Below are 13,077 nucleotides of genomic sequence, written 5' to 3'. Positions count from 1 at the left end.
AATTCTTATTGTTGCAATTTATGCAACATTTTATCTTAATTTAGAGTGTTTATTCAGCAAGAATTGCAATTTAAAGTGTCTCTTATCAGATTGGAGACGATAACATGAATACCAAACCCTACATCATTGCTTTATCTACTTTGGCGGCAACATCAACTGCTTTTGCACAAGACTTAAAAATCCAGAACTTTTTGGCTCAACCTGAACACTTTGGTGTGACTTCGACCTTAATTGAAGGTGATAAAGAAGTATTATTGGTGAATGCGCAATTCTCTAAATCAGAAGCATTACGTATTGCGGCCGATATTTTAGATAGCGGTAAAACCTTAAAAACCATTTTTGTCAGCTATGGCGACCCAGATTTCTATTTTGGTTTAGATGTATTTAAACAGTATTTTCCTAATGTGCAAATTATTGCGACACCAGAGACGGTAAAACATATTCAAGATACGCAAGCGTTGAAAGTCGCGTATTGGGGACCGAAAATGGGAGCCAATGCACCGAGCAAAATTATTATTCCGCAAGCGTATATGGCTAAAACCTTAAAACTCGAAAATGAAAATATCGAAATCAAAGGTAAGAAAGAACTGACTTATTTATGGATTCCGAGTACCAAAGCGGTTGTTGGGGGTATTCCAGTGTCATCAGGTATTCATCTTTGGACTGCGGATACCGCAACAGCGAAAGATCGTGCAGAAGTGGTGCAGACTTTGGAAAATATCAAAGCTTTAAATCCTCAAGTGGTTGTACCTGCGCATATGAAAGCAGGCGCGGCTGAAGGTCTTGATGCAGTGAATTTTTCAATCGACTATTTAAAGCAATATGAGAAAGCGGTAAAAGCCAGTAAAAATTCAGCTGAATTAATTGCAATTATGCAAAAACAATATCCAACCTTAGGCGAGTCAAGCAGCCTAGAGTTGGGTGCTAAAGTGGTTAAAGGCGAGATGCAGTGGCCTTAAAACCTAATAAATGAATTGAAGAACCGTGATGAGAAGTCACGGTTTTTATTTTTCTAAACTCCGAATTTTTAGAGGTAAATTACAATGTAAGTTTGTAGTAGGGTTTGATAATGTTTTTATAAATTATAAAAAATGAAGATGATCATGCTTTTCTGATGCAATCATGATGCGAATAGAAGTAAAACTTTTGAATAGAGAATCATTTAATTGAACTTTTAAAATAATAAAAAAGGGTGAATCCTGCATTGAATTGGTTTAATAAAAATTGCAAAAACATGCTGCATAAATAACAAACGGCAACTAATCCACATCACGATACATAAAAAAATTGTGAATGATAGGCAACGCAAAGATAACTTTGCTTTTCGTCATAATGAAAGGAAATATACAATGAAAAAGTTAGCCTTAATTTCAATGGTTGTATCAGGTGTTGCATTCACAGCCGTAGGTTGTTCGACACAAGCAGGCTTGGATGCTTCTGGTTCGGCTCAAACGAGTGCAAGTCCAGCAAATGTACAAGGCGGAGTAGGCGTGCAAGCAGGTACATCTGTTGATGTTCAACCGAATGGAGCTTCAGCTGGTGTTTCAGGTTCTGTTTCTGGATCTGCTGGTACAGATGCATCAGGACAATAAATTGGATTTAGGTTCATAGCACGATAGATTAGGATACTGATGCCAATCCCTAATCTTTACATATACTGCTATATATGATGTGTTAAACCTGATTCATGATTTAAGAATTGAAAAACGAGAGTCAAACCTTTGATTCTCGTTTTTAGTTTTTGGGCAATTAAATTTTTGTGCTCGTCTTTTCTAAAGTAAATATGAATAAATGAACAAATTATAAGAACATAAATTGATTTGAATGTTCATGATTGTCTATTCGATAAATAAGATCAAACTAATGAATAGATTGAACAATGAAAGATCTGAACAAAAGCTGGGTTTTTTATTAAATGTGTTTTGATTAGAAATATTAAAAAATCAGAAAATACCTCTTTTATCTGTGCTTGAGCTTGTCTATTGGCATAAAAGGCAAGTAGTGATTAGCAAAATGGTTAATGACTTTTTAAGATAAGCCATTTAGGTTACAGCATGATTTTGAATTCTTTATCTTGATCTACGACTTTATAACAGCATATAGTCGATATGAACAAGAACTATGGACAGAGCGAAAAAGGGGAAGAACGTGTCAGCATTACCTCAAAAAATTCAAACGATTTTAGATAAAGGACAAGGTCCTGCTGCACGAGCGCTGGATAAGCTGCCTAAGATTGTACAAGAATCATTGGCGAAAGTTTTAGGCTACCCATATCAATATCCAGATTTGGATGCTTTTACAAAATGCTTAATGGCAGTTCAAATTAAACAAGGGCGTGTTGGTTTTATTGGAGATGATCCGATCGAGTCTCGCCGTCAATTTGATACACAAATGTTAGCGATTTTAAATAAATCGACTTCCGTAGAATCGGTAGAAGATATACGTCTGCCTTTACAGAGTGGCACTGTTTTCGCAAGACATTATCATCCTGCACCTAATAAAAAATTACCGATGATCGTGTTCTATCACGGTGGTGGTTTTGTCGTTGGTGGTTTAGATACGCATGATGAAGCCTGTCGCCTCATTGCCAAGTACGCAAAAGTACAAGTTCTGAGTATCGATTATCCGCTTGCACCAGAAGTATCTCCGCAATTACTCATTAAATCTTGTGATGACGCATTAGCATGGGTGTATCAAAATCGTCGTCAGCTAAAAATTTATAAAAATCGTATCGCTGTTGCTGGAGATAGTGCAGGAGGAAATATTAGTACTGTAGTTGCACAGCATGCGGTTGGTAAATCATATGCACCACAAGCTCAGTTGCTGTTTTATCCTGTTGTAGATTTTAAAAGTAGACATCCTTCTTTTTATGCCTATGGTCAGGGTCTGGTGTTAACCAGTAAAGATGTAGATTACGTTACTAAATATTATTCAACACAGCATCAAGTTGCGTTAGATGATCCATTAATTTCACCAACGTACGGAAGTCTGAAAAAACTAGCTCCAGCATTTGTGGTAACAGCTGGGCATGATTTATTACATGATGAAGGTGAGATTTATAGCCATAAACTAAGACAAAATGGTGTTAAAGTGCATTATGTCGATTATCCAGATCAAACGCATGGATTTATTAATCTCACCCCGATTTCGAGTAAAGCTAAACGCAATACAATCGAAATCGCTAAAAACTTCAGAAAGTTTTGGGATAAATACAATTAAATTAATTAACCTATGTTTCACGTGGAACATAGGTTTTTTATTTGTAGATAACAAATAGAAATAGCAAAAATAAATTTGTAAAACTAATATTGTAGAGTACAACAAATCACTCGTTAAAATCAGAGAAAAGCAATCATGAAAAAGTTGTTGATGACAACCAGTCTACTATTAATAAGCAGCCATTTATTTGCCAATACAATGGTTGATATGAAAACCAGTATGGGAAATATTGAAATTGAACTTTTTAACGATAAAGCACCTGTATCAGCAAAAAATTTTGAAAGCTATGTAAAAAGTAAGTTTTATGCTGGAACTATTTTTCATCGAGTCATCCCAGGATTTATGATTCAAGGAGGGGGGATGGATGCCAATATGATTGAGAAGGTAACTAAAGCACCTATTAGTAATGAAGCAAATAATGGTTTGAAAAATACACGCGGGACTTTAGCAATGGCACGTACTAGTGATCCTAACTCTGCTACGAGTCAATTTTTTATTAACGTTGCTGACAACACTTTCCTAAATCGTTCACAAATGGATGCTGGTTATGCTGTATTTGGTAAAGTAACGAAAGGAATGGATATTGTTGATAAGATTGTTGGTGTTCCTACAGGTAATTATGGAATGCACCAAAATGTCCCTAAACAGCCGATTAAAATCATTAGTGTTCAGATAAAGAACAAGAAGTAAAAATTAAAGCAGAAATATTTAAAAATATTTCTGCTTTAATTTATTTGATCACCAAAATTAGGTGGAATTACATCCATATTTTGAATTAAGTCATTAAATTACAAATATTTAGCTTGTTAAAGCTGTCTATTAAGCAATTAAATAAATTTTAAATTATATAAATCAGTAAATTAGGTAAGTTAAAGTTTAAAAAAAAAACAACCGAATCATTTAATTTTTAAAAGGTGTTGCGTTGGTAGTGAAATGCTGTAGAATGCACATCCATCGGCGGTGATGCAGATAAAAACTTGTTGAGAAACAAGGATTTGGCTAGAAGGGTTAGATTCTTGGATTGATTGGTGGGTTTAAAAATATCGAAATTACCTGTTGACTTTAGTTTAGATTAGAGTAACATAGCCGACCTAGCTTGATGATGACGAATCATCGAGAAGATCATTAAGAGAATAGAAGAACAACTTGTGTGGATTTTTACTGGTTGATCGATCGAAAATATTTCATTGATTGAAAGGTAGAAATTTCTCGAAGTTTATTTGAGCGAATTTTTAGTCAGAAAATTGATGAGCCAAGATTTGTAGCCATAAGCTACTAATGATTTTAAACTGAAGAGTTTGATCATGGCTCAGATTGAACGCTGGCGGCAGGCTTAACACATGCAAGTCGAGCGGGGTGAGGTGCTTCGGTACTGATCCTAGCGGCGGACGGGTGAGTAATGCTTAGGAATCTGCCATTTAGTGGGGGACAACATTCCGAAAGGAATGCTAATACCGCATACGTCCTACGGGAGAAAGCAGGGGATCTTCGGACCTTGCGCTAAATGATGAGCCTAAGTCGGATTAGCTAGTTGGTGGGGTAAAGGCCTACCAAGGCGACGATCTGTAGCGGGTCTGAGAGGATGATCCGCCACACTGGGACTGAGACACGGCCCAGACTCCTACGGGAGGCAGCAGTGGGGAATATTGGACAATGGGCGGAAGCCTGATCCAGCCATGCCGCGTGTGTGAAGAAGGCCTTTTGGTTGTAAAGCACTTTAAGCGAGGAGGAGGCTACCTAGATTAATACTCTGGGATAGTGGACGTTACTCGCAGAATAAGCACCGGCTAACTCTGTGCCAGCAGCCGCGGTAATACAGAGGGTGCGAGCGTTAATCGGATTTACTGGGCGTAAAGCGTGCGTAGGCGGCTGATTAAGTCGGATGTGAAATCCCTGAGCTTAACTTAGGAATTGCATTCGATACTGGTCAGCTAGAGTATGGGAGAGGATGGTAGAATTCCAGGTGTAGCGGTGAAATGCGTAGAGATCTGGAGGAATACCGATGGCGAAGGCAGCCATCTGGCCTAATACTGACGCTGAGGTACGAAAGCATGGGGAGCAAACAGGATTAGATACCCTGGTAGTCCATGCCGTAAACGATGTCTACTAGCCGTTGGGGCCTTTGAGGCTTTAGTGGCGCAGCTAACGCGATAAGTAGACCGCCTGGGGAGTACGGTCGCAAGACTAAAACTCAAATGAATTGACGGGGGCCCGCACAAGCGGTGGAGCATGTGGTTTAATTCGATGCAACGCGAAGAACCTTACCTGGCCTTGACATACTAGAAACTTTCCAGAGATGGATTGGTGCCTTCGGGAATCTAGATACAGGTGCTGCATGGCTGTCGTCAGCTCGTGTCGTGAGATGTTGGGTTAAGTCCCGCAACGAGCGCAACCCTTTTCCTTATTTGCCAGCGAGTAATGTCGGGAACTTTAAGGATACTGCCAGTGACAAACTGGAGGAAGGCGGGGACGACGTCAAGTCATCATGGCCCTTACGGCCAGGGCTACACACGTGCTACAATGGTCGGTACAAAGGGTTGCTACCTAGCGATAGGATGCTAATCTCAAAAAGCCGATCGTAGTCCGGATTGGAGTCTGCAACTCGACTCCATGAAGTCGGAATCGCTAGTAATCGCGGATCAGAATGCCGCGGTGAATACGTTCCCGGGCCTTGTACACACCGCCCGTCACACCATGGGAGTTTGTTGCACCAGAAGTAGGTAGTCTAACCGCAAGGAGGACGCTTACCACGGTGTGGCCGATGACTGGGGTGAAGTCGTAACAAGGTAGCCGTAGGGGAACCTGCGGCTGGATCACCTCCTTAACGAAAGATTGACGATCGGTAAGAATCCACAACAAGTTGTTCTTCGAAGATGTATCTGAGGGTCTGTAGCTCAGTTGGTTAGAGCACACGCTTGATAAGCGTGGGGTCACAAGTTCAAGTCTTGTCAGACCCACCAAATCTGAAAGATATATCGTTCATTAAGTGATAAGCTGGGGACTTAGCTTAGTTGGTAGAGCGCCTGCTTTGCACGCAGGAGGTCAGGAGTTCGACTCTCCTAGTCTCCACCATGAATTAAAAGAGTTTTTAAAACAAAATTAATTCAAAGCTAAGAAGATTATAGAGTTTAGTGAATACAGTCTAATTTGACTGGTTTATTAATCTCTGTGATTTATCACAGTTTACTGCAAGCTGACGAGGCTGTAGTTAATCATTAACAGATTAGAATTTGAGTCTGAAATAAATTGTTCAAACTCGATTAAATAGGAAGATAACAAGTAATTGTTAAATTAATATTTAATCTGAGAACTAGCAAAAACACTGAATCAAGCGTTTTGGTATATGAATTTAGATTGAAGCTGTATGGTGATTAAGTTCACAGACAACGAATAGTAGCAATTAAGTTTGCAACGCTAACACTGACTTGTATGTGTTAACGACTGTTTGGGGTTGTATAGTCAAGTAATTAAGTGCATGTGGTGGATGCCTTGGCAGTCAGAGGCGATGAAAGACGTAATAGCCTGCGATAAGCTCCGGGGAGGCGGCAAATATCCTTTGATCCGGAGATTTCTGAATGGGGGAACCCACCCGCTATAAGGCGGGTATCATAAGCTGAATACATAGGCTTATGAAGCGAACGAGGGGAAGTGAAACATCTCAGTACCCTTAGGAAAAGAAATCAATTGAGATTCCCTTAGTAGCGGCGAGCGAACGGGGAGTAGCCCATTAAGTTGTGTGTGTTCTAGTGGAACGCTCTGGGAAGTGCGAACGTAGAGGGTGATATTCCCGTACACGAAAGGGCACACACAATGATGACGAGTAGGGCGAGGCACGTGAAACCTTGTCTGAATATGGGGGGACCATCCTCCAAGGCTAAATACTCCTGACTGACCGATAGTGAACCAGTACCGTGAGGGAAAGGCGAAAAGAACCCCTGTGAGGGGAGTGAAATAGATCCTGAAACCGCATGCATACAAGCAGTGGGAGCCGACTTGTTCGGTGACTGCGTACCTTTTGTATAATGGGTCAGCGACTTATATTCAGTAGCGAGGTTAACCGTATAGGGGAGCCGTAGAGAAATCGAGTCTTAATAGGGCGTTTAGTTGCTGGGTATAGACCCGAAACCAGGCGATCTATCCATGAGCAGGTTGAAGGTTGGGTAACACTAACTGGAGGACCGAACCCACTGTCGTTGAAAAGCCAGGGGATGACTTGTGGATAGGGGTGAAAGGCTAATCAAGCCTGGTGATAGCTGGTTCTCCCCGAAAGCTATTTAGGTAGCGCCTCGGACGAATACCATTGGGGGTAGAGCACTGTTTCGGCTAGGGGGTCATCCCGACTTACCAAACCGATGCAAACTCCGAATACCAATGAGTACTATCCGGGAGACAGACTGCGGGTGCTAACGTCCGTAGTCAAGAGGAAAACAATCCAGACCGCCAGCTAAGGCCCCAAAATCATAGTTAAGTGGGAAACGATGTGGGAAGGCATAGACAGCTAGGAGGTTGGCTTAGAAGCAGCCACCCTTTAAAGAAAGCGTAATAGCTCACTAGTCGAGTCGGCCTGCGCGGAAGATGTAACGGGGCTAAAACTATGTGCCGAAGCTGCGGATTTGACAATAGTCAAGTGGTAGGGGAGCGTTCTGTAAGCCGATGAAGGTGTATTGAGAAGTATGCTGGAGGTATCAGAAGTGCGAATGCTGACGTGAGTAACGACAAAACGGGTGAAAAACCCGTTCGCTGAAAGACCAAGGGTTCCAGTCCAACGTTAATCGGGGCTGGGTGAGTCGACCCCTAAGGCGAGGCCGAGAGGCGTAGTCGATGGGAAATTGGTTAATATTCCAATACTTCTGTGTAATGCGATGAGAGGACGGAGAAGGTTAAGTCAGCCTGGCGTTGGTTGTCCAGGTGGAAGGTTGTAGGCATGTATCTTAGGCAAATCCGGGGTACTCTATGCTGAGAACTGATAGCAAGCTGTACTTGTACAGTGAAGTGGCTGATACCATGCTTCCAGGAAAAGTCTCTAAGCTTCAGTTACACAGGAATCGTACCCGAAACCGACACAGGTGGTCAGGTCGAGTAGACCAAAGCGCTTGAGAGAACTCTGCTGAAGGAACTAGGCAAAATGGTACCGTAACTTCGGGAGAAGGTACGCTGCTGACGGTGATGGGACTTGCTCCCTGAGCTATTGGCAGCCACAGAAACCAGGCCGCTGCAACTGTTTATTAAAAACATAGCACTCTGCAAACACGAAAGTGGACGTATAGGGTGTGATGCCTGCCCGGTGCTGGAAGGTTAATTGATGGGGTTAGCGTAAGCGAAGCTCTTGATCGAAGCCCCAGTAAACGGCGGCCGTAACTATAACGGTCCTAAGGTAGCGAAATTCCTTGTCGGGTAAGTTCCGACCTGCACGAATGGCATAATGATGGCGGCGCTGTCTCCAGCAGAGGCTCAGTGAAATCGAAATCGCTGTGAAGATGCAGTGTACCCGCGGCTAGACGGAAAGACCCCGTGAACCTTTACTGCAGCTTGACATTGAACTTTGACCTTACTTGTGTAGGATAGGTGGGAGGCTTTGAAGTTGGAACGCTAGTTCCAATGGAGCCGTCCTTGAAATACCACCCTGGTAATGTTGAGGTTCTAACTCTGCCCCGTAATCCGGGGCGAGGACCATGTCTGGTGGGTAGTTTGACTGGGGCGGTCTCCTCCTAAAGAGTAACGGAGGAGTACGAAGGTGCGCTCAGCGTGGTCGGAAATCACGCGTAGAGTATAAAGGCAAAAGCGCGCTTAACTGCGAGACCCACAAGTCGAGCAGGTACGAAAGTAGGTCTTAGTGATCCGGTGGTTCTGTATGGAAGGGCCATCGCTCAACGGATAAAAGGTACTCTGGGGATAACAGGCTGATACCGCCCAAGAGTTCATATCGACGGCGGTGTTTGGCACCTCGATGTCGGCTCATCTCATCCTGGGGCTGAAGCAGGTCCCAAGGGTATGGCTGTTCGCCATTTAAAGAGGTACGCGAGCTGGGTTTAGAACGTCGTGAGACAGTTCGGTCCCTATCTACCGTGGGCGCTGGAAATTTGAGAGGATCTGCTCCTAGTACGAGAGGACCAGAGTGGACGAACCTCTGGTGTACCGGTTGTGACGCCAGTCGCATCGCCGGGTAGCTATGTTCGGAAGGGATAACCGCTGAAAGCATCTAAGCGGGAAGCCTACCTCAAGATAAGATTTCCCTAGGAATTTATTCCTCTAAAGAGCCGTTCGAGACTAGGACGTTGATAGGTTGGGTGTGGAAGCACGGTGACGTGTGAAGCTGACCAATACTAATTGCTCGTGAGGCTTGACTATACAACACCCAAACAGTTGTTGTATTCAAGATAAATTCAATACATAACTTGATTTAGTGTGAAAACTAGTTAAAATGCTGAACACAAAGTTAGACTCAATATCTAATCCGTTAATAACTCATTTGGAAAAAGCCTTGGCATAGATAAGACCAAAGCAAGTATCCATAAACAGTTTGCTGGCGACAATAGCAAGAGTGAACCACCTGATCCCTTCCCGAACTCAGAAGTGAAACCTCTTAGCGCTGATGGTAGTGTGGCGTTTGCCATGTGAGAGTAAGTCATCGCCAGCTTTTAATTCTAAAACACCCCCAACCTAACGGTTGAGGGGTGTTTTTTATTGGGGCAGAATAGACCTCTTGCGAAAGTATAAAATCGTTTATACTATTTTCTATGAGATATGAAAATTTAACACGATTTAATGATGAAGAATTTAAACGTTTAGTTGGGGTTCCTCGTCCTTTATTTTCTAAAATGATGACGATTTTAGAAAATTCTGAGCGCGCAAAGAAAAAATCTGGGCGTCCGCATTCTTTAACTTTAGAAGATCAATTATTATTATCTTTGAATTACTTACGATCATATAGAACACAGCTAGAATTATCAGTTGATTATGGTATAGCTGAAAGTAATGTTAATCGCACGATTCAAAAAGTTGAAAATGCCCTGATTCAATCTCGATATTTTGCTTTACCTAAACGAAATCAACATGTGGCAAATGATGATTTTGTAATCATAGATGTTACAGAATCACAAATTGAACGTCCCAAAAAAACAAAGAAAATTCTATAGTGGGAAAAAGAAGAAGCATACATTAAAAACACAGGTTATTTTTAGTCCAAAATTAAATCAAATTGTGAGTATTCAAGTTGAAATAGGGACAATACATGATCTTAAAATAGCTCGAAAATATGCTAAAGAATTTGCCAATTTTACATGTGTTTTGGGGGATTTGGCCTATAAAGGGTTCAAAGAAATAAAGAGTAAGTTATTAATTCCAATTAAAAAACCAAGGAAGATGAGCTTACCGAAAGAAGCTAAGCAAATCAACAAGGAAATAAGTCGTCGTCGAATTCCGATTGAACATATCAATTCAAGACTTAAAGTCTTTCGTATTCTGAGTGAACGATATAGAAATAGACGAAAAAGATTCGGATTAAGAGTAAATTTAATTTCTGGGCTTATCAATTGGATGATTAAAAAATAACTTTCGCAAGAGGTCTAATAAATAAATTGGGGAAAATTACGGTATAACTATGGGGGTGAAAAGATAAAACGTGATGTGAAAAGGCCCAATTGATGGGTCTTATAACTACAATTTTATGAATTTAATATTGAAGGTTATTGGGTTTAGTTAATGTTGTAGTTACAGTACCATTATGGTTAATAGAGCTACCTTCAAAAGTAATATTATTAAAAAAATGATGTTCGGATCTAGGAATAAATTGTAAGTGACATAATCTGTCGTTAGCAAAAATATAATTGATAGTGTGGGGGCTTTTTATACTATAATTTTAAACCAAACAAAAATGATTTAGTGAAAGTATTATTTCGATGAGGTTTTAATATGGCTGAATATAGGGCACTAGATGTTGCTATGTGGTTTGTGAGTAAATTTTGTGAACATGGGGATCTGGTTACACATTTAAAGGTTCAAAAACTTTTGTACTATGCAGAGGCTTGGACTCAAATAATTTGTAATGAACCACTATTTATTGAAGATATTCAAGCATGGGCACATGGACCAGTTGTTCCTGAAGTATTTCATGCCTTTAAAGAATATGGATGGCACCCTTTACCAGCACCCGAGGTTATTCCGTCGTTTGATGCTAATATATTAGATGTGCTTGAACAAGTTTATGATATTTATGGCGAGTTTTCTGCAAAAAACTTAGAAAATATGACTCATTTAGATTCTCCTTGGATAGATGCAAGAAAAGGGTTATCTGAAGAGGCTCGCTGTGAAAATGGGTGGTGTTTCAAAATGTATGCTGATCATTTTAACATCACTATACAAAACTGTGGTTAATGTAAAAGAATCCAAGATTAAAAGCTTTTACATGATTCAATACCTTCTTCGAAAAACAGCATGTTCTTCTTACTGCTCGCCTTATGCGGTGTCTTAATCGGCAGTTGTTTCCTTCTATCCCGACTGTATAATATTTCCCTTCTTGGTCCGGCTTAAAAATTTTGATGAAACTTTCCCAATGATCACTCGATATACAATCATAAGTAATACCCAGTTCTTCTAAACGGTTTTTTAGCCTTTGTGCTGTATGAGCATCTCTTCCTCCCCATACAAAAGCCACTATTTCTCCGCTACTTCTATCATAGACGTACTGTAGCCAATGCTTATCTTTCTTGTTGCCTACAAATGTCCAAAATTCATCAACTTCCAAGCATTTATAATGAGTTCTTTGAGGAATTATTTCATGATTTGATTGTGTAAGCGTTTTAAGTATCTTGCCAATACTAAACCTCGTAATCTTTGCAATATCCCGAATGCCACAACATCGCACAAGCATAAGCAAAATCAATTTGACCGCTTTTGAATGACAGCCTAAATACGTCAAATTATGGTCACCCACAAACTGCCTATTACATTCTTTACAACGATAGTTTTGCTTACCATCGTGTTTAATGCCATTCTTCTTTATACTTGTACTCTGGCATCGAGGACAATGAAGTTCTATTTCGATTTTCACACATTTAAATATAGCTGAATTGTTCCTCGTTGCCTCCTTTTCTTATGAGCATACTTTTTAGAACACCACCTGAAAATGTAATTCCTAAAGAAGAGATTAAAAAATATTTTATAGCTAAGTATGGTGATGATTTAGATGGTTAAAAAAGTATTACCGAAAGAAAAAATTGATACTGAGGCTATCTCTGCAAAAGTATCATTAAAAGAAAGAAAAATTTTTGACCTTGTTGCAGCAGATGCAAAACAATCTGATGTTCCAAATAAGAAACCATATGTTGTATTAAAATATTATCAAGATAATTGGCAATGCTTTTCAGATTGGGAAAAATCTGAATTACAGCAATGGACATCTTTTCTCGGTCGTTTATCTGAACACACATGGCGTTCGGTATATGATAGTGGTAGTAGATGTCCTAAGCATGGATTAGCATATACAAAATACAATATTAAAGACGTAAAATCGCAAAAGGCAAAACAAGCACTTGAGCGTGTTAAGACTCTTATATCAGAAGATATTGATTTTTTCGAATTACGTGTTAATCAAGAAAAATTAAGAGTTCATGGTTTTCAATCGCAGTCAGCATTTTTTTTGGTTCTTTTAGATAGAGAACATGCAGTTTTTCCATCGTGAAATTTTAATTTAGTATCGTATGTGACAAATACCTTATCACTTATAACAATTTACGATTTCTGTGACTATAGATTTTAATAAGGTAAAATGAGCTTATAAAGAATGAATATACTGCATTACAGCTTGCAGAAATGGCTGGAAATACCGAAGTGGTGGCTTATCTAAAAAGCTTTTAAACT

At 40.2% G+C, this 13,077-nt stretch carries 8 protein-coding genes, 2 tRNA genes, 3 rRNA genes and 1 pseudogene; 13 read left to right on the top strand and 1 reads right to left on the bottom strand.

The genetic code is table 11. The annotated features are described in order from the left end of the window. Positions 1–104 precede the first annotated feature (104 nt). From O1450_RS15990 to O1450_RS15940, 11 genes are all read left to right on the top strand, one after another. The gene (locus tag O1450_RS15990; RefSeq protein WP_269229204.1) at positions 105–959 is read left to right on the top strand and encodes an MBL fold metallo-hydrolase; all 855 of its coding nucleotides are present in this window, start codon (positions 105–107) and stop codon (positions 957–959) included. 390 nt (positions 960–1,349) lie between these two features. After that, a complete protein-coding gene (locus tag O1450_RS15985; protein WP_004660486.1) occupies positions 1,350–1,592 on the top strand; it encodes a hypothetical protein in 243 nt (80 codons plus the stop codon). A gap of 556 nt (positions 1,593–2,148) precedes the next feature. After that, entirely contained in the window at positions 2,149–3,219 is a 1,071-nt protein-coding gene (locus O1450_RS15980) for an alpha/beta hydrolase (RefSeq protein ID WP_269229203.1), read from the top strand. Positions 3,220–3,354: 135 nt separating this feature from the next. Beyond that, positions 3,355–3,909 (top strand): peptidylprolyl isomerase, encoded by a 555-nt coding sequence (locus O1450_RS15975; RefSeq protein ID WP_269229202.1) that lies wholly within the window; start codon positions 3,355–3,357, stop codon positions 3,907–3,909. A gap of 596 nt (positions 3,910–4,505) precedes the next feature. Next, a 16S ribosomal RNA gene (locus O1450_RS15970) occupies positions 4,506–6,043 on the top strand. A 59-nt stretch (positions 6,044–6,102) separates the two neighbouring features. Continuing rightward, positions 6,103–6,179: transfer RNA gene (locus tag O1450_RS15965), tRNA-Ile, on the top strand. A gap of 36 nt (positions 6,180–6,215) precedes the next feature. Continuing rightward, positions 6,216–6,291: transfer RNA gene (locus O1450_RS15960), tRNA-Ala, on the top strand. A gap of 385 nt (positions 6,292–6,676) precedes the next feature. Next, positions 6,677–9,567 (top strand): 23S ribosomal RNA (locus O1450_RS15955). Between the two features lie 174 nt (positions 9,568–9,741). After that, positions 9,742–9,856 (top strand): 5S ribosomal RNA (gene rrf, locus O1450_RS15950). The 16S, 23S and 5S rRNA genes sit together here with 2 tRNA genes alongside, the layout of an rRNA operon. A gap of 100 nt (positions 9,857–9,956) precedes the next feature. Further along, positions 9,957–10,770 (top strand): IS5 family transposase gene (locus tag O1450_RS15945; RefSeq protein WP_269229201.1). Its coding sequence is split into 2 segments (ribosomal slippage): positions 9,957–10,339 and positions 10,338–10,770, totalling 816 coding nucleotides; the frame shifts between segments, so codons are not numbered across the junction. A 360-nt stretch (positions 10,771–11,130) separates the two neighbouring features. Further along, complete coding sequence (locus O1450_RS15940) at positions 11,131–11,592, top strand: Panacea domain-containing protein (protein WP_269229200.1); 462 nt, start codon at positions 11,131–11,133, stop codon at positions 11,590–11,592. Here O1450_RS15940 and O1450_RS15935 read toward each other — a convergent pair. After that, positions 11,573–12,268 carry an IS1 family transposase gene (locus O1450_RS15935; RefSeq protein ID WP_269228460.1) on the bottom strand — a complete coding sequence of 232 codons (696 nt, stop codon included), beginning with the start codon at positions 12,266–12,268 and terminating at the stop codon, positions 11,573–11,575. The two genes, O1450_RS15940 and O1450_RS15935, sit on opposite strands and share 20 nt — an antisense overlap. A 135-nt stretch (positions 12,269–12,403) precedes the next feature. Between O1450_RS15935 and O1450_RS15930 the strand changes: the two genes are divergently transcribed. Both O1450_RS15930 and O1450_RS15925 read left to right on the top strand, forming a co-directional pair. Further along, positions 12,404–12,898, top strand: a complete 495-nt coding sequence (locus O1450_RS15930) for a hypothetical protein (protein WP_269229199.1) — start codon at positions 12,404–12,406, stop codon at positions 12,896–12,898. A 98-nt stretch (positions 12,899–12,996) separates the two neighbouring features. Continuing rightward, positions 12,997–13,074: pseudogene (locus O1450_RS15925) on the top strand (ankyrin repeat domain-containing protein); the annotation flags it as partial. Positions 13,075–13,077 lie beyond the last annotated feature (3 nt).

The organism is Acinetobacter sp. TR11 (assembly GCF_027105035.1).
GTDB lineage: Bacteria > Pseudomonadota > Gammaproteobacteria > Pseudomonadales > Moraxellaceae > Acinetobacter.
This window is presented reverse-complemented; position numbering and strand designations above follow the sequence as displayed.